This window comes from Pseudomonas sp. B16120 (assembly GCF_044218845.1).
Taxonomy (GTDB): Bacteria; Pseudomonadota; Gammaproteobacteria; order Pseudomonadales; family Pseudomonadaceae; genus Aquipseudomonas; species Aquipseudomonas paracarnis.
Genome location: NZ_CP162588.1, coordinates 6,305,861 through 6,331,228, shown reverse-complemented (window position 1 = coordinate 6,331,228; position 25,368 = coordinate 6,305,861). Strand labels below are relative to the sequence as shown.

At 53.8% G+C, this 25,368-nt stretch carries 22 protein-coding genes and 3 pseudogenes; 8 read left to right on the top strand and 17 right to left on the bottom strand.

Going from position 1 to position 25,368, the window contains the following annotated elements:
* Positions 1 to 243: 243 nt before the first annotated feature.
* Positions 244 to 882 carry an antitoxin Xre/MbcA/ParS toxin-binding domain-containing protein gene (locus AB4P90_RS29610; RefSeq protein ID WP_080758811.1) on the bottom strand — a complete coding sequence of 213 codons (639 nt, stop codon included), beginning with the start codon at positions 880 to 882 and terminating at the stop codon, positions 244 to 246.
* Positions 883 to 1,009: 127 nt separating this feature from the next.
* Between AB4P90_RS29610 and AB4P90_RS29605 the strand changes: the two genes are divergently transcribed.
* Entirely contained in the window at positions 1,010 to 1,558 is a 549-nt protein-coding gene (locus tag AB4P90_RS29605) for a 3'-5' exonuclease (RefSeq protein WP_019816999.1), read from the top strand.
* A gap of 28 nt (positions 1,559 to 1,586) precedes the next feature.
* On the opposite strand, the gene AB4P90_RS29600 is transcribed toward AB4P90_RS29605, so the two are convergent.
* The 5 genes from AB4P90_RS29600 to AB4P90_RS29580 all read right to left on the bottom strand — a co-directional run bounded on the left by AB4P90_RS29600 (position 1,587) and on the right by AB4P90_RS29580 (position 7,480).
* Positions 1,587 to 2,069, bottom strand: a complete 483-nt coding sequence (locus AB4P90_RS29600) for a Mov34/MPN/PAD-1 family protein (protein WP_019816998.1) — start codon at positions 2,067 to 2,069, stop codon at positions 1,587 to 1,589.
* Positions 2,066 to 3,850: a HesA/MoeB/ThiF family protein gene (locus AB4P90_RS29595; protein WP_395605569.1), complete on the bottom strand. Its 1,785-nt coding sequence runs from the start codon at positions 3,848 to 3,850 to the stop codon at positions 2,066 to 2,068. Before AB4P90_RS29595 ends, AB4P90_RS29600 begins: the two co-directional genes overlap by 4 nt.
* The gene (locus tag AB4P90_RS29590) at positions 3,834 to 5,084 is read right to left on the bottom strand and encodes a nucleotidyltransferase (protein WP_041476534.1); all 1,251 of its coding nucleotides are present in this window, start codon (positions 5,082 to 5,084) and stop codon (positions 3,834 to 3,836) included. The genes AB4P90_RS29595 and AB4P90_RS29590 overlap by 17 nt, the downstream gene beginning before the upstream one ends.
* On the bottom strand, positions 5,085 to 6,251 hold the full coding sequence (locus AB4P90_RS29585; RefSeq protein ID WP_034115613.1) for an SAVED domain-containing protein: 1,167 nt from the start codon (positions 6,249 to 6,251) through the stop codon (positions 5,085 to 5,087).
* A gap of 356 nt (positions 6,252 to 6,607) precedes the next feature.
* Positions 6,608 to 7,480, bottom strand: a complete 873-nt coding sequence (locus tag AB4P90_RS29580) for a sterol desaturase family protein (RefSeq protein WP_034115612.1) — start codon at positions 7,478 to 7,480, stop codon at positions 6,608 to 6,610.
* A gap of 158 nt (positions 7,481 to 7,638) precedes the next feature.
* On the opposite strand from AB4P90_RS29580, the gene AB4P90_RS29575 reads away from it, so the two are divergent.
* Complete coding sequence (locus tag AB4P90_RS29575; RefSeq protein WP_032872266.1) at positions 7,639 to 8,532, top strand: cation transporter; 894 nt, start codon at positions 7,639 to 7,641, stop codon at positions 8,530 to 8,532.
* Positions 8,533 to 8,588: 56 nt separating this feature from the next.
* On the opposite strand, the gene AB4P90_RS29570 is transcribed toward AB4P90_RS29575, so the two are convergent.
* Positions 8,589 to 9,275: an AraC family transcriptional regulator gene (locus AB4P90_RS29570; RefSeq protein ID WP_395605568.1), complete on the bottom strand. Its 687-nt coding sequence runs from the start codon at positions 9,273 to 9,275 to the stop codon at positions 8,589 to 8,591.
* Positions 9,276 to 9,357: 82 nt separating this feature from the next.
* On the opposite strand from AB4P90_RS29570, the gene tnpA reads away from it, so the two are divergent.
* From tnpA to tnpC, 3 genes are all read left to right on the top strand, one after another.
* Complete coding sequence (gene tnpA / locus AB4P90_RS29565) at positions 9,358 to 9,690, top strand: IS66-like element accessory protein TnpA (RefSeq protein WP_009682494.1); 333 nt, start codon at positions 9,358 to 9,360, stop codon at positions 9,688 to 9,690.
* Positions 9,687 to 10,022, top strand: a complete 336-nt coding sequence (gene tnpB / locus AB4P90_RS29560) for an IS66 family insertion sequence element accessory protein TnpB (protein ID WP_009682493.1) — start codon at positions 9,687 to 9,689, stop codon at positions 10,020 to 10,022. Before tnpA ends, tnpB begins: the two co-directional genes overlap by 4 nt.
* Before the next feature lie 61 nt (positions 10,023 to 10,083).
* Positions 10,084 to 11,631, top strand: coding sequence for an IS66 family transposase (gene tnpC / locus AB4P90_RS29555; RefSeq protein ID WP_034128274.1), 1,548 nt, complete (start codon positions 10,084 to 10,086; stop codon positions 11,629 to 11,631).
* 132 nt (positions 11,632 to 11,763) lie between these two features.
* Here the strand turns inward: tnpC and AB4P90_RS29550 are convergent.
* The 5 genes and pseudogenes from AB4P90_RS29550 to AB4P90_RS29530 all read right to left on the bottom strand — a co-directional run.
* A pseudogene (locus AB4P90_RS29550) lies at positions 11,764 to 12,204 on the bottom strand (methyl-accepting chemotaxis protein); the annotation flags it as partial.
* 150 nt (positions 12,205 to 12,354) lie between these two features.
* A pseudogene (locus AB4P90_RS29545) lies at positions 12,355 to 13,083 on the bottom strand (PAS domain-containing protein); the annotation flags it as partial.
* Positions 13,084 to 13,235: 152 nt separating this feature from the next.
* Positions 13,236 to 15,305 carry a bifunctional diguanylate cyclase/phosphodiesterase gene (locus AB4P90_RS29540; protein WP_033690316.1) on the bottom strand — a complete coding sequence of 690 codons (2,070 nt, stop codon included), beginning with the start codon at positions 15,303 to 15,305 and terminating at the stop codon, positions 13,236 to 13,238.
* Positions 15,306 to 15,729: 424 nt separating this feature from the next.
* On the bottom strand, positions 15,730 to 16,233 hold the full coding sequence (lspA, locus tag AB4P90_RS29535) for a signal peptidase II (RefSeq protein WP_395605567.1): 504 nt from the start codon (positions 16,231 to 16,233) through the stop codon (positions 15,730 to 15,732).
* Positions 16,234 to 16,363: 130 nt separating this feature from the next.
* Positions 16,364 to 18,436, bottom strand: coding sequence for a heavy metal translocating P-type ATPase (locus AB4P90_RS29530; RefSeq protein WP_232392676.1), 2,073 nt, complete (start codon positions 18,434 to 18,436; stop codon positions 16,364 to 16,366).
* Positions 18,437 to 19,349: 913 nt separating this feature from the next.
* Here AB4P90_RS29530 and AB4P90_RS29525 point away from each other — a divergent pair.
* Positions 19,350 to 19,757: a helix-turn-helix domain-containing protein gene (locus tag AB4P90_RS29525; protein ID WP_019816989.1), complete on the top strand. Its 408-nt coding sequence runs from the start codon at positions 19,350 to 19,352 to the stop codon at positions 19,755 to 19,757.
* A gap of 290 nt (positions 19,758 to 20,047) precedes the next feature.
* On the opposite strand, the pseudogene AB4P90_RS29520 reads toward AB4P90_RS29525, so the two are convergent.
* The 5 genes and pseudogenes from AB4P90_RS29520 to AB4P90_RS29500 all read right to left on the bottom strand — a co-directional run.
* Positions 20,048 to 20,271, bottom strand: a pseudogene (locus tag AB4P90_RS29520) (hypothetical protein); the annotation flags it as partial.
* 73 nt (positions 20,272 to 20,344) lie between these two features.
* Entirely contained in the window at positions 20,345 to 21,283 is a 939-nt protein-coding gene (copD, locus tag AB4P90_RS29515) for a copper homeostasis membrane protein CopD (protein ID WP_019816987.1), read from the bottom strand.
* Between the two features lie 3 nt (positions 21,284 to 21,286).
* Positions 21,287 to 21,670: a copper homeostasis periplasmic binding protein CopC gene (gene copC / locus AB4P90_RS29510; protein WP_024014909.1), complete on the bottom strand. Its 384-nt coding sequence runs from the start codon at positions 21,668 to 21,670 to the stop codon at positions 21,287 to 21,289.
* Positions 21,671 to 22,029: 359 nt separating this feature from the next.
* On the bottom strand, positions 22,030 to 23,418 hold the full coding sequence (locus AB4P90_RS29505) for a heavy metal sensor histidine kinase (protein WP_034115519.1): 1,389 nt from the start codon (positions 23,416 to 23,418) through the stop codon (positions 22,030 to 22,032).
* Positions 23,418 to 24,104, bottom strand: a complete 687-nt coding sequence (locus AB4P90_RS29500; RefSeq protein WP_019816984.1) for a heavy metal response regulator transcription factor — start codon at positions 24,102 to 24,104, stop codon at positions 23,418 to 23,420. The genes AB4P90_RS29505 and AB4P90_RS29500 overlap by 1 nt, the downstream gene beginning before the upstream one ends.
* 204 nt (positions 24,105 to 24,308) lie before the next feature.
* On the opposite strand from AB4P90_RS29500, the gene AB4P90_RS29495 reads away from it, so the two are divergent.
* Both AB4P90_RS29495 and AB4P90_RS29490 read left to right on the top strand, forming a co-directional pair.
* Complete coding sequence (locus AB4P90_RS29495) at positions 24,309 to 24,662, top strand: co-regulatory protein PtrA N-terminal domain-containing protein (RefSeq protein WP_024616841.1); 354 nt, start codon at positions 24,309 to 24,311, stop codon at positions 24,660 to 24,662.
* A gap of 157 nt (positions 24,663 to 24,819) precedes the next feature.
* A complete protein-coding gene (locus AB4P90_RS29490; protein ID WP_019816982.1) occupies positions 24,820 to 25,353 on the top strand; it encodes a plastocyanin/azurin family copper-binding protein in 534 nt (177 codons plus the stop codon).
* Positions 25,354 to 25,368: the final 15 nt, after the last annotated feature.

The following is a 25,368-nucleotide window of genomic DNA, read 5'->3' as shown; positions in this document are numbered from 1 at the left end:
ACGCTGGCTTTCAGCTAGCGCATGCGAGCCGCTTAATAACGCACGATGTAAGCCCATCAGCATTAAGCCTGCATTATTTTTTCAGTTACCTTTTGACGCAGCACGGATCAGCGCGCTATCTGAAGGTCGGCGAGAAAAATATTCAATTCTGTAGCGCCCGACTTTAATGGAGCGCGCCGCCTTAGCAATGCGTGCTGTGCTCGCATAATTACTTAGGGTTGGTTCCACTCGGCTGCGGTGGAACTAGAATGAAAGGCCCTCAGACACCTGAATCAGCATTTCTTCGACTAGATGTGTGCCAATGGTTGTAGTGACCATCGCTGATGGGCTTTCACCCAAAAAACGGGCTTTGGGCTTGGAAAGCCATTGTTTGGCCTTGCCTTTGTCACCGAAGATCACCTCGGCCAAGGCGCTGATGTGTGCAAACCGGAACAGGCGATCGCTCTCATGCAGCGTCAAGAGCTGATTGGCTGCCAACCTTGTTTTGAGCGCTTTGGGTTGAACGATTCTGTCGCGTTCTTCATTGCTAAGGGTCCCACCATCACACAGCACATGGACCAGACTGGCCGGGAATCCAGCTACTATCATGTGGTGAATGTCCAGACACGAAGCATTGACAGAGATATCAAGAAGGGCCTCCAGACGCATGCGGTAAGCATGATAGACATCCTGTCGCAGGATGCCAGCAAACATGGGCAGCACCGATGTTACGTTGTGCATGGGCGTTAGCACTATTGTGCCATTCGCTACCGTTAGCTCCAGATCGTCCCCAATACCTAGCCCCATTTGGTCAAGCAACTCTGGAGGCAGCTCAATGATGATGTCGCCAGTACCGTCCTCAGTACTCTGGCATTTGGCTACCCACCGCTCAGTTTCACTCATGATCGCCTGGCCCTCATCAAAGCCATCAGAGAATGACACACATCATTATGCTCGGGCGCAGAGCTGACCAAAGGAACGCGCAATACGCTGGTGGCGTGATCAGGCAATTACACGAAAAGGATATGACATGAACGCTGATGAGCTATATGTTTCCGTCGACGTCGAGACGTCTGGGCCTATACCAGGCGAATACAGTCTGCTTTCCATTGGAGCTTGCCTTGTAAACCAACCTGCAATGTCCATCTATCTTGAACTGCGACCTGATAGCCCAAAACACGATCCAGAAGCACTGGCAGTATCGGGGTTGAGTCTGGAAAAGCTGGAGCACGAGGGCCTCGCTCCGCGAGAGGCGATGCTGACACTTAGTGAATGGCTGAAATCGTCCTGCCAAACGGGGCAGAAGGTCATTTTCGTAGGGCTAAACGCACCGTTTGACTGGTCATTCGTCAATTACTACTTCCACAAATATTTGGAAACCAACCCCTTTGGTTTCACAGCTATCGACATGAAGGCCTACTTTATGGGCGCTGTAGGTTGCAATTGGCAGGAAACAAAATCATCCAAAATGACCGCTGCGCTGAAGCCAATCAGCGAACCCAACCATAACGCATTGGATGATGCCCGCTTTCAGGCGGAGCTCTTCGCCCTAATGTTAGCGGGTAAAGGTAACCGCTGATCCGCCTTCCACCGCACGGACTTGAAGCTCATCCGACCCAGGTTGCCTCAATGTATCTGCCGTCCCTGAATGACCAAGCCTTGATACCTTCTGGTTTTTCGGACTTGCCGACAATAACGGCTATGGGGTGCGGCAGATCCTGCGTGTAACGTGCAGCAAATTTGGAAAAACTTCCGATGTCTGCCGGAGATATCACTGGAATGGATTGGGGATGCGTATGCCAATAGCCCACTAGACGTAACCCTTGTTCGTTGGCAGCCTGGATCTCCAGACGGCATCGCTCCGCATCCAATTCTAGCCAAGACCAGCCTGACCGATCAGCGCGATGAGGCAACGTGGCCGAGGCCAGCAGCAACCCTTTGGGATCAACCGGATTGACGAATAACTGTCCCCCTCGCTCCACGCCAAAAAGGCCCTGCCGATGACTATTCAAGATGTCCGCGACAGCTTGGGACACCAATAGCTCGGAATTAACTTCCGGCCATCGCCAGCGCCACGCAATATCCGTCATACCGTTTCGTCCTTATCTTCCGGCCATCCGCGCTCGAGTAAAATTTGCTGCGCCCCATCTGGCAGTTCGGGCCCATGGTATTGGCCTCCCAGGCTCGGCACATCTTCAGGCCTGTAGATACTGCTGACCCAAGATGCAGTGGCAATGTTGCCGGTCAATGCGCGTAAGGCCGTGTGCGAAACCATAGAGGCGATATTGGTCATCCCCAGCGAGCCGCCTGGGATAAAGCTCTCCCCACAAGCGGGCAATGGAACCACACCCCCTCCCGGCCACTCTGTAAATTTATGCAAGAAATCGCCGACGTCCGTGAATAGATGACGGCCATCAAAGGTGCCGGCTGGTGCGAATAGCGCATGGCCTACCTGGGTGTACGGTTCGCTCCAGGCTTGTAAGACCCCCCAAGGAACGCCGCTGGATTTGGCTCGCCATACAGTGACCTCCGACTGCCAGTCTGCTGTCGTAATCACCACCAGATCTGCATTATCGAACACTTCTGGTTTGCTGCTCATCACCACTTCGGCGAATGTCGAATAAGCGGTGCATTCTGTCGTCGGGAGATCTAACAGAATCTTGTCCCTCAACGCTGACGCTTTCAATCTCCCTAGGCTATCCGCTCCCAGAACATGCCTTCCCAGATTGGCTGACACCAAGGTGTCAGGATCGATGAGGGTAAGGTGGCCAACACCGGATCGTGCCAACTGTATTGCCACCGCACTGCCTAGCGAGCCAACACCAACGCAAACTACCCGAGCATTTTCAAGGCGCTGTGCAGTGCCGCTTTTATCGCGGGACAGAATGGACGCTCGATCAAGCACGTCCAGGGCAGTTGCTCGGACGAGCGCCGGAAGATGTGCATTTGCGATCGCTGGCCTGCGGCGCGCTGTACGCAAGCCAAACTTTGCCCCCCGCTCCTGCTGTACGCCAAGCGAGCGTACATTGAGGCAATAAGTTGGAGCATCCGTCCCCCCTGGAAGCTCTAGAACAATCCATCGATTTGCCAACGTTCCATGCTGCTCAAACCATGCCAGCAATTGCTCGGCATCGTCTGGTTGAAGATGTGGTGTTAGCCACAGCATTAGATCTTCTGGATCCGGGGTGCGGATATCCGGATAGGTCTGAAGCTTGACGTAAAAACCGGGAGTTTCGGCCGCGCGAATGACAGCGGAGCGCCCGACAACCCGTCGGTAATGCCCTTTGAGTGCAGCTACGTTCGATGCTAGCCAAACCGTTTCCTGTCCGGATGGCACAGCCCGGCGCGGATCGCTGAGCGCAAACAATTGCGAGGCGGCCTGGGGTCGATCCAAAAGTAAGAGGTTCTGGAATGACTGACCGTGCTGGAAAGACCAGTAGGTAGTGATCTCATTCTGAAATTCGATATCGCGCGTTGCCTGGCTTGATCCCATCTTGGACAACGAAACGATCTGGGCTAGGCGATTAAGGCTGTCCTCTACAACGACCTCCGGGGAGCCCATAATGGGGCGTTCCTGAAAGCCATGAAGGCAAAGCCCCGACTTGGTGGCATGCGGCCAGACCAGCCACGGAGAGGGTTCGACGTTCAGTCGCAAAAGCCCACGGGGGAAGTTGGAGGGAAAACCAATACGCAGTCGCCGCTCCTGGCCCGTGTAATCGATGGGCAAGGGAAAGTGAAAGGACGCCGCTTCGTCAGCCCGCATGGGTGCGGGCTGGAGCAACGCATCGGCAGCATCCTGACCTAGGGTATTTCGCAGTGCGGCGATTCCGCGCTGCAATGGCGTCGTAATAGGATCAGCCAAGGCGTCCAACTGGCTTTACGCTCGACTGAGAGGTTCCGCCACCGCTGGCTCCTCCGAAGAGCGAACCCATCGAAGCAGAGTTTCGAGTAGTGCCATCCGGTCGGCCGGGCATGGTCCAATTCGCAGGGATCTCATTGTTCACTGCCGAAATGAATGCCGGTGCAATACCGAAATTCTTTTTCACTGCTTCTGCAAAGGAATCATTGGATTCAAAACTTTCCAAACCCAATGATACGGATGCACTGGCGTCCGCATGCCACTTGGCAAATGCTTGTCGATAGCCTTGCCCCTCGCCTGGTCGATTCCACTTTTCTGCAAAGTTTTCGCCGTTATCGGCAGGGTTGCAGACAAAGCAATCGTTACCTCTATGCGCGATGTGCTGCGGCATTCTACGAACGATTTCCAAAATTGCATCGAGCGGAGCCAAAGGCTTCGACTGTGATTCCTTCACGACATCCAGGTATGCGTGAGTGGCCAAAGTGGTTATGACAGCGGATATGGGGCGAGTATCAGCGCTCCTTGTGTTGATGGCCCATTCATCGCGATGCCGCTTGAGCAGCTTTATGGTCGCACGCAGGGGATCTTGATCGATGTAATCCTGATAATGCGGCAAAGGATCTTGTGTCGCGGCATCGAGCATCCGCTGGCTTTTGGCAACTACCAAGCTTTCCAGAGAAATTTCCTGGGCAGAGGCAACCTGTAACCAATTCGAGTACGGGATAGGGCTGCTTGCTTTCCACCCTGTGACCCGATCCGGAACCTCCAGTTTACCCTCGCCGTTGGCTTCGCCATTTCCGTTGATCGCACGTGCGGGGGTGACATCGATGTGGAAGCCTGGATTCTCGTCGGCATAAACAATCCGGATGCCACGACGTAATTGCTTAACTTCTTCCTGAACGCGGGAGCCTTCCCTAAAACGCTGCTCAATCGCTTCTAGAACTTCCTTCGCACTAGCGCCTTGAGCGTGAGGGAGCCAGATAATCGCGTCCGCATCAATGGTGTCCAGATCCGCAGGCGCACCGGGGATTGGCTTGATGGTCGTTTTCAGCCGCATCGAGCCTTGAACGAAGATATGGGCCTCAGCGAGGAGCGGGTTGTCGGAGGCCGAGAGGATTTTTTCCAGTTGGGAGTAGCGGTCATTGATTTTCTGGTACTGCGCTTCCGACAGCGAGATTTCCCGCGCGGCGCGAAGCAGAAAATATTCCCAACTGTTGCGCTTGGTCTGTTCGTTGCTCAACAGCATTTACCTAGCCTCCTGGGCTATCGAGCCCAATTGCAGCGTTTGCGTAAACCGATCTTGGTTTTCTTTGTCCCGATCAAAGATCAGGTACGTATGTTGATGCTGCGTTGTGAGCAACGCACCAAACTCGATGGCCAATGCCGCAGGAATAGCGGCGAAGACGTGGATCGGTTCAGGAGTCAGAGCTTCAAGCTGGCTCAGCCGTATTTGAAGTGCGTCACGAAAGGCATGAATCACCCGACGGTTCTGTACCATCGCATAGCTTGGTTCTGGGATCGACAGCTCTGCAATACGTGCACCGGGCAGAGCGTCGGTCACGTCGCGAACCGGGACTTGCGCAGAAATGGAGAGCACAAGCGCCAGTGGCCCGTCGCCGTCGGAGGGAGGTGTAAACAAAAAAGCGGGCGGCTCAGCGGACTGATCGGGCCAGCGCAACCGATGCTCGCGGTGGAAGGAGAAGATCAAGCGTTTGGAACGGTCGCCGATACCCTGGCCCAACATCATCAATGCCGGGATATCGGCCAAGCCCACTACAGCTAGTGCAGGCGCATCGCCGTAGGTGCCGCCGCGACGCTTGAGTTGCTGCTCCAACTCATACTGGACACTGTCTTTGATGTTCTGCCAATAGGTCGCGTCCCTACCTCGCGGTCCGGGTGCAGGGAAAGTGATTTTAATGCCTTGATCGAAGGCCGTTAGTCCTTCAGCCGACATCGCAGTCAACAGATCGCGAACGGGAATGTCGTTGATCGTCTGGAAATGCTGACTCAGGACGATGAGAGGAATGGCTCTACCACCATCGGGGGTCGTTGCGGCGAGTCGGATGCGTTCCAGGTACGCTTGGTGTAAACCACTCAAATCATTTTCAGGATACCCGTCTGCATCACGATCAATTTTGTCATGACAACCTGGGCACAGGAGCATCAGATTAGCGGTATCGTTAGTGTGCGCCTCAGCATCATGATCCGCGCGTCCCCGAGGGCCTTTGGGACTGGCGGGCAGAATATGCGCCACTTCGCCCCATCTCATTGGCTTGCCAGCACGATAGTCGAACGTCAGATCCGTACCGCACAGTTCACAATGACCAGCGGTCTGTGTCCATACGATCCGCTTCGTCTCTTCATTTGTGTTGAAGCGCCCGCTTGCGGGCTTAGCATCTTCTTGTTCTGCCATTCCGACCTACCCCCGAGAAACATCCATGATTAAAAACGATGATGGCAAGATAAGATCATCTTAAGGCCATTTGCTTTGATTTCAAGAGCGATTCGAGGGTGATGGGCGCTGGATCGGCTTCGAACCGGACACTTTGTGACTCAGCGAAACGAAGTGATGGCCGCATTCGTTTTGAGCAAGTGCTGGGAATGGGGTGCTGAGCACAGCGTATGTATTGAAATTAGGGAGTTTATGCGAAAGACATAAACTCCCTAATTTCGATACATACCTTCCTCATACCCTACGACGTTCGTCACTACGCGACCCTACAACACATGGCAGTAAATGCGCGAATAGGCGTTTCGTGGTACGCAACTTCAGATCATACGGTTCTGAGGCTTGCGCCTAAACGGCGCGATTAGCTGCGCACGATAGCCTGTTGGAAAGTCTCGCTCTTTTAGCCCTACCTGCGCATCACCGAGCTTGTTTGCTGCGTCATAGAAGGTTCCAAATAGGTGATCCCAAATAAGTAAAAACTCTCCGAAGTTGACCTGGGCATCTTCGAACTCTCGCTTATGGTGCCAGCGATGTGTCTCGGCGACTCCAATCACGTTGCGTAACCAGCCCAACGAGTAGTCCAGGTTCGAATGCTGGAAGGCTAAATGAACGGTCAAGATGCTGAACCAAGTCGCGATAACGGCCGACGGCGCACCTGAGGCGAGCAGAACCACCAGCCCCGGTCCGGCCATTAGCGCCGCATGCAGCGGATGTCTGCGCTCCCCATTCATCCAATAAAGGCGATCAGCGCTGTGATGAATCATGTGCATACGCCACAGCCAATGCACCCGATGGCTGATGCGATGCATGACATACAGGCTTAAATCGAGGACGGTTGCGACCAGAACCAGCTGTAACCAGAGGGGACTCTCGCTGGGAAAAAGGCGAACTGATGCCGGCACCGCATCGCCAAGCTTGGCGAGGACTTCAGCAGTGAACTGAATGACAGAAAGGTTGACCAGCATATGCAATAAATCGGTCGAGGTGTCTTGATGATCTTCGAGCCAGGATTGACGAAAGGGTTGGAATTGCTCCAGCGCGGCGATCGTGAACAAGCTCACAATAGCGATCAGGAGTGTTGTGGGCCATGGCGGAATCCCGGTGTAAAGCGCCCAAACCATGAACGCAGCGGTGCCACCAAATATGAGCGGATAGCTCATCCAACGTATGACGTATCGGAAAATAATGATCATCGCTCACCTCCTTTTAGGAAGCGAAGACGATAAGTCACAGGCTGGCGTTTGGATTGAACGAAAGAGCTACAATCGAATGATGAATATCCTCGCTTGACCTTATAGCGGCTAGAAGGTTTGTAATCGACAGGATCAAGTGTATTTAGAGGAGCGGCCCCATGAGTTCGTGTGACAAATCCTGTGGCTGTGGCCCGGCTTCAGCAGGCCCAGAAGCAGCAGCTAAGCCATTAAATGAAGGGACATGGATCAGCAAATTTTCAGTACCAAAAATGGACTGTCCTTCCGAAGAACGGATGATCAGACTCGCGCTGAATGGCTTGCAGGAAATAGCTTCACTTTCTTTTGACCTATCCGGTAGACAGGTGAGTGTTTTTCACGAAGGGGCCGTAGAGCAGATCGCTACCAAGTTGGAGTCACTTGGCTTGGGGGCAAGGCTATTAGATACGCAGCCCATCAGCCCAGAGTCCGTATCAGCCAACAGTGCCAATGAAGAGCAAAACGCTTCAAAGGAAGCCAGCACATTAAAAATATTGCTCGGCATCAATGGTGCAATGTTTCTCGCCGAAATGAGTGCTGGCCTGATTGCCCAATCGACGGGGCTGATTGCCGACTCGCTGGACATGTTTGCTGATGCGGCCGTTTACGGGCTGGCCCTCTTTGCGGTCGGCCGCAGCGCGGGAATGCAAGTACGTGCAGCACACCTGGCAGGTATGTTTCAGATCATTCTAGCTTTGGGTGTGCTTTTGGAAGTTGCTCGACGCTTTCTCTATGGCAGTGAACCTGAATCCATGCTGATGATGGGGATAGGCGCCGTCGCGCTGGTGGCAAACGTCACTTGCCTGTGGCTGATCTACAGCCACCGCGAAGGAGGAGCACACATGAAAGCGAGTTGGATTTTCTCAGCCAACGATGTGATTGCGAACGTTGGCGTAATCGCTGCAGGAGCATTGGTCGCTTGGACAGGGTCTCCGTACCCAGACTTGGTGATTGGTACGGTCGTTGGCCTGATCGTTTTGAACGGCGCACGTCGAATCCTGGCTCTAAAAGCTTAACTATTCCAATCGGCGAGCGGCCTGTAGCTAAGGCCGCAAGCCTCTAACCTAGTCGCTTAATGCAAGCTCACTTCGGCGAGCGCCGATGAGGGATCTATACCCAACAGCGAGCGAAAGGTTCTGGAAAAGTGGGCTGAGTCGGAGAAGCCTGACGCGTGCGCAGCGGTGGTTATAGGTTCTCCGGATGCCAGATGTCGAACAGCTTGGGTCAGTCGTAGCCATTTAGCATAGCTACGCAGCGGCAAACCGGTTTGTTCCACGAACCAATGCGAGAATCGAGTTGGGGACAGGTGTACCAGTGCTGCCAACTCTTCACGTCGTACAATGCCCTGGTAAATGGCCGTGCTGACTATTGCCAGGCGAGGATCGGCGACTGGAGGTGCATCGGTTATCTGTAGGGCTTTTCGCACTGCGGACCGAGTGTCTCCCGCGCCTGCCTTCAAGGAGTCAGCAATTAGTGCGGCGTCAGCCGGGGCGATATTGATCGGAATCGGCGTCATGGTCTTCGGCAAAACCTGGCCCTCTTCTGCCAAGACGTCCAAGTAGATTGAAACGATGAGGGCTCCGCTGATTCGATGCCGAACACCGGCTGGAATAAACACTGCAAACTCGGTGTGCTGACGCGGCAGGCATTCCACTGTTACAGGCACGTCGATACCTATAGCTATTTGGTGAGCCTGATGCTGATGCCAATCTTGATGACCAGCATGCCCAGCAAAAACGTATGCGTACGGCCAAGTCATCTACCCAGCCCTGCAAAGCCAAGACATGGTGTGCACTTACATTTAAGTGGGCACCAGTTCTAGCCTTTTAAGCGGGTATTTCATGCAGCCAACACGCCGTTCCTATTCCAAATCCTTCAAAGCTCAGGTCATTCAAGAGTGTGCCCAGCCCGGTGCTTCGATTGCCAGCATCGCACTCAGCCATAACCTCAACGCAAACCTCGTCCACAAATGGATTCGCCTGCAAGCGCAGAAAAGCACAGCGCTGCAACCTGCATTTATTCCGTTACCCGTGCCGCTGGCAGGGGCGAAATCCCACACATCATCATCGAATATTTGCGTTGAAATACAGCACCCGCGTGGCACCGTCACAGTGAACTGGCCCACTGAAAATGCTGCTGCCTGCGCGACCTTTCTTCGAGACCTTCTGCGATGATTCGCATCGACTCCATCTGGCTCGCCACCGAGCCGATGGACATGCGCGCTGGTACCGAAACGGCATTAGCCAAGGTGATTGCGGTGTTCGGTGCGGCGCAGCCGCACTGTGCTTATCTTTTCGCCAACCGCCGCGCCAATCGCATGAAAGTGCTGGTGCATGACGGCTTCGGCATATGGCTGGCGGCGCGCCGGTTGAGCCAGGGCAAGTTCCACTGGCCAAGCATTCGTCATGGCTCTGAAATGCAGTTGGACACCGAGCAACTCCAAGCCTTGGTATTGGGCCTGCCATGGCAACGAGCAGGTTCCGGCGGCTCGATCACACTGCTTTAACGGCTGCCATTAGCCTATCGGTCTATCGCCGCGAAGCGCCTGCTCTGGCAAAATTCGGCGCATGACTTCTTCTCCCAATCTCGACCAAATGACTCCCGACCAACTGCGTGCCTTAGCTGCGCAATTGCTCTCGCAAGTCGAAACAATGGGTAAGACGGTCGAAACCATGGGCAAGAAGATCAACCGCGATCAGACGGTGATCGAGAAGCTGACCTTCGAAATTGCGCAGCTCAAGCGCTTGAAATTTGCCAAGCGCAGCGAGCAGATGAATCCTGAGCAGGCCAGTTTGCTCGATGACCTGATCGATACAGATATCGCAGCGATTGAAGCAGAGCTTCAGGCCTTGCAAACAGTGCCAGCGGCGACCGAGAAAAAGCAGAAGCCCAAGCGCACTGCATTGCCGGCTGAGTTTCCACGCACACTGATCCATCACGAACCTGACAACACTCACTGCCCATGCGGCTGCGCGCTGAAACGCATCGGTGAAGATGTCAGTGAGAAGTTGGATTACACACCGGGCGTGTTCACCGTCGAGCGTCATGTACGTGGCAAATGGGTCTGCGATGACTGCGAAACGCTTATCCAGGCACCGGTTCCGGCTCAGATCATCGACAAGGGCATCCCAACCGCTGGGCTGCTGGCCCACGTCATGATTGCCAAGTTTGCTGACCATTTACCGCTTTACCGTCAGGAATCGATCTTCGGTCGAGCGGGCCTGGCGATTCCACGCTCAACCTTGGCCGAATGGGTTGGCGTGACTGGGGTTCAGTTGCAGCCGCTGGTCGATGCGCTGCGCGAAGTGGTACTCGGGCAGCAGATTATTCATGCCGATGAAACACCCGTGCAAATGCTCATGCCGGGAACAAAGAAAACCCACCGTTCCTATGTTTGGGCCTACGCCACCAGCCAGTTCTCGGATGTGGCAGCGGTGGTTTATGACTTCAGCCCCAGCCGTGCCGGAGAGCATGCTCGCAACTTCCTGCAAGGCTGGAGGGGCAAGCTGGTCTGTGACGATTTTGGCGGTTACAAAGCCAGCTTCGAACTCGGCGTGACCGAAATCGGCTGCATGGCCCATGCACGGCGCAAATTCTTCGAGCTGCACGCTACGAATAAAAGCACGCTTGCTGAGCAAGCCCTGCGCTATATCCAGTTGTTGTACGAAATCGAGAGCGAAGTCCGCGATCTGGAGCCGGATTTACGGCGGCGAATACGGAAAGAAAAAGCCGTCCCGGTAATGGACATGCTACATGTCTGGATGAGCGCCCAGCGCGACCTTGTGCCCGAAGGCTCAGCCATCAGCAAAGCACTCGATTACAGCCTGAAACGCTGGGCAGCGCTGTCGCGCTACCTCGATGACGGGGCTGTACCCATAGACAACAATTGGGCAGAGAACCAGATCCGACCATGGGCTCTTGGACGCAAGAACTGGCTCTTCGCAGGGTCGCTACGCAGCGGAAAACGGGCGGCGGCGATCATGAGTTTGATCCAGTCTGCGCGGCTCAACGGTCATGATCCGTATGCCTATTTGAAGGACGTGCTCACACGCCTGCCGACGCAGCGGGCGAGTGAAATCGATCATTTGCTGCCGCATATTTGGCAACCGGTCTAATTGCGTAAGACGTGATGCTCGGATGCAAACGTTCAGTTGCGCCCAGTAAGCAGCGATGATGTCATATTGGACAAGCACGCTTATCGTGAGAAATTGGAACAGCCTTACGAGGTTGTGCCCGATACAGTTACATCAGAGCTCTTCCTTTGCCTCGGCGAACTGGCGCACGGCGTCGACTACTTGCCGTGCTCCGCTCTGAATTTCCTCTATCACAAAGCCGGCTTGGCTGACCAAATCGACGCCTTGATCGACCTTTTGGCGACTAGCCTGCATGCTCTCCACAGCATCCTGCGCTAGTTCATGGTTGCGCTTCACAACATCGACGATTTCCACGGTGGCCTGCGCCGTGCGGGCTGCAAGGTTTCGTACTTCATCGGCGACCACCGCAAAACCTCGGCCTTGTTCACCCGCCCTTGCAGCTTCGATAGCAGCATTTAGAGCAAGTAGGTTGGTCTGCTCGGCGATACCTCGGATGGTCTGCACGATGCTGCGGATCATCTCTGACTGCTGATTGACTGCAGTGATGCCTTCAGCCGCTCGTGAGAGCTCGGCTGCTATGCCTTGTACCACCTCGACCGTTTCACTAATGACCTTGGCACCATGGCGAGCGCTTCTGTCCGTCTGCTGGGATATATTGTAGGCGAGCGTGGCTGCATCGGATTCTGCCTGCTGCTGGCGCACTTGGGACGTAATATCACGGGCAAACTTAACTACTTTGTAAAGCCGGCCACTGGCATCGAATACCGGGTTGTAGGTTGCGCTCAGCCAGACGGTATCGCCATGCCGGTTGAGTCGCTGGAAGCGTCCAGAGAAGAACTCACCACGGTTCAGTCGCTCCCAGAAATCGCGGTATTCAGGAGAGTCCGCTTCACCTCGTGTGCAGAACATGCGGTGGTGCTTTCCCCGAATCTCATCCAGGCGATAGCCCATGGCCTGCTCGAAGTTTTCGTTGGCGTCGAGAACCTCACCTTTCAAGTTAAAGGAAATCGCAGCCATCGAGCGACTGATGGCCTGAACCATGCTGCTCTGCTCCTGCTCACGGATCACCTGAGTAGTAATGTCGGTGGCCAGCTTCAGCACGCCTTCGACGCGACCATCGGCGCCTCGGATAGGGTTGTAGCTGGCTTCGAGCCAGACCTCCAGGCCTTGCTTATTACGCCTCAGGAAACGTTCACGTATGTACTCGCCACCAGCCAGGCGCTGCCAGAACTTACGATAGTCGGCACTCGCCTGGTAATCAGGAAAACAGAAAATACGATGGTGCTGTCCGACGATCTCCTCCAGTCGGTAGCCCATGGTGGTAAGAAGGTTCTCATTGGCACCTATGATGGTGCCATCGGGTTTAAATTCAATTGTTGCCGTCGAACGGTCAACGGCCACGGCCCTTGCTTCTGCGGCCTGAAGCTTTTGCAGAGCCTCAGCCAAGGTCTGCTTGATTGCCTTGTTGAACATTGATTAGCCTTAGAGTGAATTTTACTATCGGACGAATGAGGAGAAGCCGTAAATCCCAATTCGAATGTTTAACTGATGCTTAAATCAGGTGATGTAGCGGGTCTGCAAATTGCACCAGCAAGCACCAACTTGAATCTATGGCTTGTGCAGTATCACGCTAGAGTCTTGGTCGCGCTTAAGCTTTCCAGCATCCTCTCTGCGCTCATCGGCTTGCCCAGCAGGTAACCTTGCAAAATGTCGCAACCCAACTCGGTAAGCATCTGTTGTTGTTCAGCGGTTTCCACACCCTCTGCAACGATCCTCAGCCCCAGCGTTTTACCGAGCGCTACTATGGCCGAAACGATAGCCGCGTCATCGTTACACTTAGCCAGCTCGGTGATAAAACCTCGGTCGATCTTCAGTTCGTTGGCTGGTAGGCGCTTAAGATAAAGCAGGCTGGAATAACCGGTACCAAAGTCGTCGATGGAGATATTCACGCCCAATGCTGCCAATTGATCAAGAGCAATCAAAGCAGCTTCAGCGTCCCGCATCGCCGTAGATTCGGTAACTTCCAGTGTCAGGAAACGGGGGGGCAGGCCACTGCTTTGCAGGGCATTGCGCACGACATCAACGAGCTTTGCATGGGCCAGTTGTACCGTCGAAATGTTGACCGCAATACTCCATTCGTCTTTACCTTCGCCTAACGCTTGCCATTCGGCCATCTGCCGGCACGCCTCATGGATTACCCAGCTACCGATTGGCACGATCAATCCAGTACGCTCTGCCAAGGGCAGGAAACGGACGGGCGGCACCAAGCCAAAACCTGGCTTGTTCCAACGCAGTAAAGCTTCAACGCCGATCATAGGGCCATTTGGGGCGAGCATCTTCGGCTGGAAGTGCAGGATAAATTCATTCCGATCCAGTGCGCACCGCAGATCCTGTTGCATTTCCAACTGCAGGTGAGCGTTAACGTTCATAGCTTTTTCAAAGAAGCAGTAGCCATCGCGGCCCTGCTCCTTGGCGTGGTACATAGCCGCATCGGCATTGACCATCAGCTCATGCTCGGTTAGGCCATTTTCTGGGAATATAGCGATACCGATGCTAGCGGACACATGCACTGTCTGCCGCCCAAGTACGTAAGGTAATCGAATATTTTCCACCAAGCGTTGCGCCAACATCGCAGCGTCTTCAGGTTCGCCGGGATCGATAAGCAGAACGAACTCGTCGCCTCCGAGGCGAGCCACCGTATCTTCGCCGCGTTTGGCGTCGTTGATTCGCTTTGCTACTTGCAGAAGCAACTGGTCGCCAGTGTGATGACCGTAAGTATCGTTAACAGCTTTGAAACCATCCAGATCCATGAAGAGTACGGCAAAGTGGCTCTTCTGCCTGATGGCTTTATGAATCGCTTGCTGAAGACGGTCGTTTAGGAGGATACGGTTAGGGAGGCGAGTAAGATTGTCGTGAAGAGCTAGCTGCACCAGTTCACTGTTTGCGAGGTCAAGGGAGCTGGCAAGTATGCTGGTGCGGACGTCAAGCATTGATACGATCAAGGCAATAGCGCAGACAGCCAGCGTGATCAGAATCACCAAAACCATTAGCCAGTTGCTATCAATGCCTGCATTGACCGCTCCGCACACGCTCCCGATAGGAAATTGGGCAGCCGCCATTCCGGTATAGTGCATTCCAACAATGGCACACCCCATAATTAACGAGGCGCCGATGCGTGTACGATTGATGTACTGACCTTCGCCACGCAGGCGGAAAGCGATCCACAAAGCCACGCCCGAAGCAAGGATAGCAATCAGCACCGATAGCGCGAACAAAGACGGAACGTATTCCACTACAGGATTCATCAGCAGCGCCGCCATTCCAACGTAGTGCATGGATGCAATTCCGATACCCATGAGCACCGCACCAAGCAGCAAACGCGGCAGTGGCATTTCCGTCTGGCATGCTAGCCACAAAGCAAAGGCGGAGGAGGCGATGGCGATCAACAACGATAAGCCAGTCAGCGTCGGGTCGTAACCCAGCTCGATGGGCAGTTGGAAGGCCAACATGCCAATAAAATGCATCGACCAGAGGCCCGTGCCCATGGCGGAAGATCCACCGGCAAGCCAAAGTGCCGATGCTTTGCCTTCGGTACGGGTGACTCGACCAGTCATGTCCAGCGCGGTATAAGACGCCAGGATCGCTACGGCGAAGGAAAACAGCACATACACGCTGTTATAGCTGCTTACTAGCATTGAAACCCCGAAGGTTGAATTTGGCTCCTCTGGGCCATCGGCGGCACGAGCAGTTTCTGAAGAGTACGCTTCATCCTATCGTCAAAAATTTTACAAAAAAAAGCGTCATGCCAGCCTTGCGACTTCCACGGGCACGCTTACGGCTGAATGCGATGCTGGAAATTGTAGTGCCGTGCTGGGCACCCATATTGAATGACCTGGGCTTTGAAGGCCTTGGAATAGGAACCGAGTGTTGGCTGCATGAAATACCCGTTTAAAAGGCTAGATCTGGTGCTCACTTAAATTTGAGTGCACACGATGTCTTGGCTTTGCGGGGCTGGGTAGATGACATGGCCGGACGGTTACGCAAAAACCGCTAACCCAGGCGTTAGCCATGCGCGACCAGACCACCTTAGGACACGTACTGGAAGGTGGCGCTCCATCGTCAACGTTTGCTTGGCGACGCGGGGCTAATCACGCTTATGACCAATAAAAACGATGCGCCGCTGACAATACATATATCTGCGAGATTAAACGCGGGCCAGTGCCAGCCTTGATAGTGAAAATCCAGATAGTCCACGACAAAGCCTCGCAAAGAACGGTCGATAAGATTGCCAACAGCCCCACCCAAAACGAGACAATAGCCCAAGGCTTCGCTCCAGTGACGTTCCCGTTGAAGGATCGCGACGAGCGTCAATGCTACGGCTAGCGCAACAACAACGAAAAGGTAACGCTGCCAGCCTCCAGCGTCAGCCAAGAAGCTGAACGCGGCGCCGGGATTGCGTGCATGCACTATGTTGAAAAATGAGCCTACGGCGACCGATGAGCCCAGCTCATAAAGGTGCTCGACGCCAAGCTTTAGACTTTGATCGATCAACGCCAGGACCGCTGCAATTCCCCACCACAAAGTAGGCGGCTGTACACGAGCTGTCATTGGGAAACCGTTCATTGGCTATTCCGTAGTAACCGTTCCAGTACATCTGAAACTGGTATTTTTTGAAAAGCACTGACTCTTGCTCGTGCGGTATCACCCACTGGGATCCAGGTCTTGGAACAGCAAAGCAGGCATCGTGTCCGTATCATTTGCGCAGCAAGCGCAGGCCATTCAGTACTACCAACAGGCTTACCCCCATATCCGCGAATACCGCCATCCACATCGTAGCGTGACCAGTGAGCGTAACGGCTAGGAAGATGGCTTTAACGCCCAGCGCGAGCGCAATGTTTTGCGTAAGTACTGCTCCGGTCTGGCGGGAGAGACGAATGAAGGCAGGAATCTTGCGCAAATCATCATCCATGATTGCTACGTCAGCAGTCTCGATCGCCGTATCGGTGCCAGCTGCCCCCATCGCGAAGCCCACATCAGCCCGAGCAAGCGCAGGGGCATCGTTTATTCCGTCACCGACCATGCCGACGGTGCCTTTATGATCGATCAAGGCTTCGATGGCTTTGAGCTTATCGATCGGTAGGAGATTGCCCTTGGCCTCGTCAATGTTTACCTGCGCGGCAATTGCCAGCGCGGTATGTGGGTTGTCCCCTGTCAACATCACAGTCTTCACACCTAACGCGTGAAGCTCCTCGATTGCGGCTCGGCTGGTGGCTTTTACCGTATCGGCGACTGCAAACAACGCCAGCGCCCGTTTGTCATCGGACAGAATGACTACAGTTTTCCCTTGCCGCTCAAGGTGGCCCAGGGCGGCTTCGGTATTAGGTGAGCAGAACCCCAACTCCTCCAACAAACGATGGTTACCCAACTGATAGCGCTTACCCTCGATCTCGCCGCGGACCCCTCGGCCCAGCAGCGCTTCGAAGTTATCCACTTCCAGCAACCGCAGCGATTGCTGGGCCGTTTGTTTGGCAATAGCCCGCGAAACCGGATGATCCGAACGTTGGGCAAGGCTCGCGGCGGCAATGCGATAATCTCTAGATAATCCATCAGCTAGAGGCAGGAAATCGGTCTGTACGGGCTTGCCATGGGTAATGGTCCCAGTTTTATCCAAGGCCAGATGGGTGATCTTGCGACCGCTTTCCAGGTACGCCCCGCCCTTGATTAAAATGCCTTTTCGCGCCGCTGCCGCGAGGCCGCTTACAATGGTCACCGGGGTCGAAATCACCAGTGCGCAAGGGCAAGCGACTACCAGAAGCACCAGCGCCCGATAAATCCAGTCAGCCCATAATCCGGCCATAAACAGGGGCGGGAATATCGCAACGGCAAGGGCGAAGAAAAACACCGATGGCGTATAAACCTTGGCGAACTTATCGACGACCCGCTGGATCGGGGCGCGTGAACCTTGGGCTTCCTCCACAGCATGAATAATCCGGGCCAGTGTCGTATTGCTGGCCTCAGCCGTCACGCGGTACTCGAAGGAACCGGACTCATTGATCGAGCCGGCATAAACAGGGTCACCGACAGCTTTCTCGATGGGCAAGCTTTCCCCGGTGATAGGGGCTTGGTTTACGGTAGAGTTGCCGGAGATCACGTTGCCATCCAGACCAATGCGCTCGCCGGGGCGAACTCGAACCAAGGAGCTGATCTGGACGGTTTTGACATCTACGTCCAGCCAACTGCCGTCTGCCTGGCGCACCGTTGCATGATTTGGGGTCAAGTCCATCAGTCCTTTGATCGCATTGCGTGCACGATCCAACGACTTGGCCTCAACCAATTCGGCAACAGTAAATAAAAACATGACCATCGCCGCTTCTGGCCACTGCCCAATCAGGACCGCTCCCGTCACCGCAATGCTCATCAACGCGTTTATGTTGAGATTGAAATTTTTGAGAGAGATCCAACCTTTCTTGTAAGTCGCGGGCCCGCAGAGTGCTACCGAGATTAAAGCTACAGCAGCAATCACCCATTCGGGGGCTGCCTGGGTGAAATGCAAAATTTCCGCGCCTACCGCAGCAATACCAGACAGCGCTAACGGCCACCAGGTGCTTTTGCGCAGTGATTCAGCTTCAAACTGGCTTTGCTGCTTATCCGCGCCTGGTACGTCGACCGCGCCATTCAACGGTTCCGCCTGCATACCAAGCGATGACACGGCCGCTTCGATTCCCAGGGTATGTGGCAATTCGTGCCAGACACCTAGAGTACGGTTCATCATGTTGAATTCCAATTTCTGAATTCCAGGCATCTTTGCAAGCTTGCCCTCAATCATCGCCTGCTCGGTAGGACAGCACATTTGCCCAATCCGGAAACGACTCAAGCGAGCCGTGTCGTTGACAACGGCTGATGACACTTTGGATGCGCACGCGCTTGGGCCATCCGTTCCAGATGCAGAGCAACATGCATCGGTAACAACCGAGGTGGTGGGCTCGTTCGGTTCGGTAGGTGGATATTGAGAAGATGTCGGAGATGAAGTGGAGCAGCTTGTCTTTCCGCCGTTGCCTCCAGCAGAGCAGCCATCCGCACTTTTGGTTGTTGAAAGCGCAGGATTCACGTCCGAGGTCTTAGAAGAACAGCAACTGGTAGTTCGATCTCGATCGGTTTCGTCTTCACCCGATGTTGCGGAAGTCGCACAGCAGCTCCCGGATGCGACAGGGTCAAAAACGTCCACGCCCGCTGGCTTTTTTGGTGCTTGCTCGTCACCGCAACAGTTTTTCATGAGAACGCTCTCCGCTTTTCATGGCGAGAGTGAACACCTTATAGCCACTATAAGGTCAAGAGATTCTTCGATGCCTTAAGGCATCCACCAGCGACCATTCATGTTCAACGTGATCACAGTGAGTAAGTGGCCGGTAGTAGATAGGAAATGCTGCTTCCCCTCGCGCCTACGGTGTTGGCATCAACGGCGTCCTATTTCGTGACGCTAATATCAGGCGGCATCCCGTCCTCACAGCAAAGCACACAGGGCACTTGCCCTATGCGGCGGCCGACGAGCAGCACAGAAGCTCTGCTACGAAGGTAAGCAGCCATGTGCAGAGCAAAGCGTCCAAACTCGAGTTGAAGAGATCGGCGGGGAGGGTTTTCATCGATCAGAGGCCTGGCGATCGGTAGAACGGTGAGCAAGGATTTGCTTGTTGCCTGACGCGAGTAGAATGAGGATTCCAGCAACTATAGGGTCAAGAGAAATGAATGCGCCCACGTACACGATCGGTGCCTTGGCGAAGCTGACCGATACCAAAGCCGTAACCATCCGCTATTACGAGCAGTCAGGGCTGCTGCCTTCTGCTGGAAGATCACCGTCGGGTTATCGCTTTTACACAGATGAAGAGCGCAACCGGCTGCTGTTTATCCGTCGCAGCCGCGCGCTTGGGTTCAGCGTCGATGACATTCGCGATCTACTCGGCCTGGCTGACCGACGCGACGCTTCCTGCGCCGCTGTGGATGCGAAAGTGCAAGGGCAACTCCAACAAGTTCGAATCCGTATTCAGGACTTACGAGGTTTAGAAGCCGAACTGACACGACTGAGTGTTTGCTGCCACGGTGGTGTTATAGAGCAATGTCGCATCATTGAATCATTGTCGAATCGTAGTTAACGCGGCAAAAGACTCCATGTGCGTAGAGATTGTACGAGGTGAGAATCGTCATTGTGCAATAAAGTCCGCTATCTTGGTTTATTTCAGGATGCGTGCCTTAGGATTGTCCTGTGGTTCGCAAATTTGCCATCCCATTAAAACCGCATGCGGCGACATGTGGGAAAATCGATGGTAATAGCTCTAAGTTAACCGTGCTCAGTTATCATTATTGAACCACCGACACCTCCGTGCTTATTAAATTTCTGACGCAAAGTGCTTAACCGTGCGACAGGGTAAATTCATTGCCGCTTTGAAATGTGCAGCTTACCGCCTGTTTTGCACCCTTGCTCGGCTTACGGGGTTCACCGAGTTCGGGGGACTTCATGTCACGGCGGCAGCGTTGGCCCATGTTGTCATCCGCCATCCAAGGGTTTCATTGGACATGGCTCTCCGGCGCTTGAACACCCGCCATCCCGCTGAGGGGAAGCGCCAGGCTAATCAGGAAAATCAGGCAAAGCCGTAGACAGCGTGTCATGGGCTGAAGTGTAGCCAGTAGAAATGGTGCTAACAATCACGCTCCAGGCTTCTGGGTTAGCTGCCAGAAACCTCTATTGCGCGCTCATTTCCATTTCAGGACTTAGCGTGCCTAACCATGCGACAAGACAGATGATGAGGATTGCCATCAGGAATTCGAATTTCATGCTGCGGCGCAAGGCATTGACCGCTACAGAGTATTGACCATTGCGAACCGAGCGCTCCAATAGCGGGCTTAAGTGAAAGCGGTTCAGCGTCGCTAAAACGATCATCCCGGCAAAGAGCAGGATCTTCAAAAACAGCAACTGGCCATAGGTACTGAGCATGACCTCATCAAGGTTGGGACCGACGATGAAAAGGTAATTTACTACTCCCGTAACGCTTATGATCGCAACAATCACACCGCCGGCCGACTCAAAGCCAGTCAGCACGCGGGCAAGAATACGTGCTTCCTCCTCACCCTTCAGCGATTTCAACCGTAGCAGTAGAGCGAAGGCCGCTAGAGCACCCAACCAGCCACCTGCCGCTAATAAATGGAAAATGTCGCTGAGAAAATGCCAGTAGCGGCGGCTGCCTTCGTCCATTGCACCATGCCCCGTCCAGGCTAGCGTGGCCAACGCGATTGCTCCACAGACGGTGACGATCCAGAGGCTGGGTGTCGGATATCGTTTATTCAACGCGACGCCCAGAATTGCCCCCACCAAGGCGGCTATCCGAACCATCCAGGTCAGCCCAACGTCGGTGCCCATGATGACCATTTCAAAAATGTGGTGATGTAGCTCCATAAGCTCCGATACACCGCTCATTGCTTTTGCAAGCAACAACATCGCAGCAAGGGACAGAACTACACCTGCAACAGAAGTACCGTAGAGAAGCGACTCAAAGTTCAAGACCGTGCCCGATACCCTTTCCTTTCCCCTGAGGCTGTACAAGCCAAATATGGCCAGTCCAAATAACAACATCAGGTCAAAATAGAGAGCAAAGCGAACCACGATATTTAATGAGTCGCTCATGGATTATTTCACTTTGAATGAAAAGTTGCCGGTGATCGGGTGGGTGTCCGAAGACACTGCACGCCATTCAACTTTGTAGGTGCCGGTGGTCAGCGGTGCAGCCGGCGTAATCACCATGGTTTTCGGATCACCACCAGCAGCGACGGCGGCCTTTACACCCATGGGTGAGTTAGGCATGCCTGGCATGTCGGTCATGATCAGCTTTGCACCGGAGAACTGAGTGGTGAGATTCTCAGAAAAATGCAGTTCGATTTTCGACGGAGCCGCCGCATCCGAGCCTTCTGCCGGAGTGGAAGAAAGTAGTTTTGGATGTGCCTGGGCCACTGCACTCAGAAGCAAACCAGCAGTGATTGCAACAGCCACGGACGTAGTTTTAAGGAATGACATGCAAGACTCCTCACAGCAAGCGCTGTTGATTCGAGGTTTTTTGGGAGGAACTAGTTTTTAATTTCTTTAAAAACCACTGTTGATTAACTTGGAGCCCCCGTCCTCTTCGCCAGGTTGAACAGGAGAAACTCGCTAGCCCTAACGTCACAGTGCGAGAACACGATGCCACACGATCACAAACTGTTCGATTACATTTCAGTCAGCTTGATCCGATGTTTGGCATCTAATCGTTGAGCGTAGCAAGACCTGGAAAAGACACGGCGTACCGCAGGACAGGGGAGCTCAATCACTTTGAAAAATCCGCAGAGGCGTAGCAAACGCAGAACGCCAAGACGTCGTTGGTCCCAATGTTTTGTCGCTCAGCTAACCGTGGAATCGACGGCCGGAAACTCAAGATGAAAAGCCGTTTTCCCGTCGCCTGACGTACACCAGATCTTGCCATTGTGCGCTTCGACAATTGATCGGGTAATTGACAGACCTAGCCCTGCGTTGCTCGGACTTCCTTCTCGCCGAGCTGGGTCCACGCGATAAAAACGGTCAAACAGCTTTTCAAGGTGTTCGGGAGCAATGGGCTCACCATGGTTTTCCACGACAACCGTTACCGACGCGTCCTTGTGCTGAATATCGACACTGATTGACGTCCCTTCATAGGTGTAGCGCAGCGCATTTGAGAGCAGATTGGAAATCGCTCGGTGGAGCATAAGGACATCACCTCGCACGCTCCCCCGTCCTGAAACCTTGAGCTCGATCCCTCGTTCATCAGCCAACAGGCGGTAGTACTCAAGCAATTTTTCCACGACAGCCACCAGGTCTATTGGCTTGTTCTCGTGGGTAATTAGACCGTTGTCTGATTTCGCCAGAAAAAGCATGTCATCAATCATCCGGCTCATGCGCTTCAAGTCATCAAGATTGGAGTACAAATTGTCTTCGTAGTCCTCGATGTTTCTTTTTCTTGAAAGCACCACTTCAGTGTGGGTCATCAAGTTGCTTACGGGGGTCCGTAGTTCGTGGGCAATGTCGGCCGAAAAGTTGGATAACCGGACAAATGCATCGTCGAGCCTGGATAACATGGCGTTGAACGACAACACCATCTGTTGAAGCTCTTTCGGAACGGGTGCCAGGGGAATACGCTCCTTGAGTGATTTTGCTGACATGGAGGCAGCAACCCGTGTGACCTGGCGAATAGGCCGCATGCCACTGCTAGCGACCATCCAGCCGAGTGCAGCACTGACCAATGCGCTGATCACCAACCCTATCCAAAACCATCGTTCGAGCGTCTCAAAAAAGGACATATGCTGCGTCACGTCAAAAATCAACATGACAATTAATGGCCTTTCTTGTCCCGTCACTACGGATTGCGCAGTCACACCACGGAACATCTGGTCTTGCTCCCGCCATTCCCAGACGGTTGTGTTTGTGGTTTTGCGAAACGCCTCTGGCACGTTGACCGGGCCGGGATCCGCAAACAGCACCTTGCCGTCGCCATCGATGATAAGCGCGGTCAAATCACGGTGAGCGCCAAGCAGCGCCTCTAACTCCGGTTTAGCCTCGCTGAATTGATCGATGCTGCTCAGCCCGGACAAGATTCGCTGGGTCGAGTGGAGCTTCTCGTACAATGCCTGCTGATCCAGCATCTTGAAATGATGCCGACTGAGGTTATTGAAACTGAGTCCGGCGACCGTGAGCACGGCCGTAACCGCGAGCATAAACATCAGACTCATACGAGTCGTCAGGGACATCCGGTTCATCACGACTCCGAATCTGGTGCATCGAGCATGTAACCCATTCCCCTTGAGGTATGAATCAACTTGACCTCAAAATCGTCGTCTATCTTGGCCCTGAGCCGTCTCACTGCAACCTCGATAACGTTGGTATCGCTGTCGAAGTTCATATCCCAAACCTGGGAGGCGATAAGAGACTTTGGCAGCACCTCCCCTCGACGACGCAGCAGAAGCTCAAGCAACGCGAACTCTTTGGCCGTAAGGTCTATGCGTTTGCCTCCTCGGATGGCTCGACGCTTGAGCAGGTCCACTTCAAGGTCAGCCAGTTTCATAAAGGTTTGCGAAGGTGCGCTGCTACCGCGACGCAACAGCGTTCTGACTCGAGCAAGCAATTCAGAAAACGCGAAGGGTTTGATCAGATAGTCATCCGCACCGAGTTCAAGTCCCTTCACTCGGTCTTCAACGCGGTCTCTGGCGGTGAGAAAAAGCACCGGGACGTCTTTCCCGGAAGCGCGAACCTTCTGCAGGACTTCCCAGCCATCCAAACCCGGCATCATGACGTCGAGAATCAGCAGATCATAGGCTTCGCTCAAAGCGTGCTGAAGCGCCTCTTTTCCATTCGTGAAACGGTCGACATTGAACCCGGCCTCGTTGAGCCCTTGCTGCAAATAGATACCTATTTTTGGTTCGTCTTCAGCGACAAGAAGTCTCATGAGGTCGTTCTCAGATAAAGGTTAAGCGGAGTCTGCAACGAAAACTGGCTGCCAACCAGCAACTGACAGAAAAGTAATCTTGGCTTCAGGTAGATGTCAGCGAGTGCTGGCTAGGGTTCAGACATGAGTACTTCATTGGTGCTCGACCGACCTCTGAGCGATGAATCGTATGGAAGTCGGATTCCCTCATGAGGAGCTACCCCTATGAACCGCCTGAAAATGCTGTTTTTTGTAAGCTCGATACTGGTCTCGGCTTCTGTGTGGGCTGAAAGCGGCGGAGATCGAGTCATTGAGCGTATGGAAGGTTTGCGCGACAAGGCCGAAGCCACGTTGATGAAAGCTGAACAAGCCCCTGAAGGAGAGCGTCACGTCCACATGGCAGAACACATGAAGATGCTTGGGGACATCATGAGCCAGCTCCACAACGATCACCCAGATGCCTCAATGTCACCCCAAGAGCATCTAGCCTGGATGGAGAAGCACGACAAAATCGTTGATGACGTTTTGCGCCAGATGCAGCGCGAGCACAAATTGATGCTTTCAGAAAACCATCAATAAACGCCCCCTGGATAAGTACTTGTCAGCATCTTGTTGCGGCGTCAATTGGACGCCGTATCTATTTAGAAAACTGACAAAGAAGTAATGCCCAAGTCAGTTAGCTGGCAGCTGAGCATCATTAGCATAGCCAATGTTCCCACGTATTCCTGAGGTCACCATGAAAACTACGCTCGCTACCCCGTTCATCGCAGCAATGACCCTGTTTTTCGCTGCCACGGCTATGGCTAATGCAGGGCATGGACAAGACGACATAGGCCAGCCTGGTGTGGCCTCTGACGTTACCCGCACGGTTGAGGTCGAGATGGGCGACATTTTTTTCAAGCCTAAAAGCATCGACGTAAAACCTGGTGAAACAATCCGCTTTGTCCTTCGCAACGAGGGTTCGCTGCTGCATGAGTTCAACATCGGCAAAGCCGCTGCTCATGCAGCACACCAGAAAGAAATGGCAAGCATGTTCAAGAACGGAACACTAAGCCCTACCGGTACCGGGAAGATGAGCGGCATGAGCCACGGCATGGGCGGAATGAAGATGGTCGCAATGGAGCATGACGACCCTAACAGTGTCCTGATTGAGCCTGGCTCAACCCAAGAGCTGATCTGGACCTTCAACGACAGTGCAGGGCTTCAGTTTGCCTGCAACGTGCCGGGGCATTACCAATCGGGAATGGTCGGCGAATTTGATCTGAAATAAACCGGAGTCGGCTGT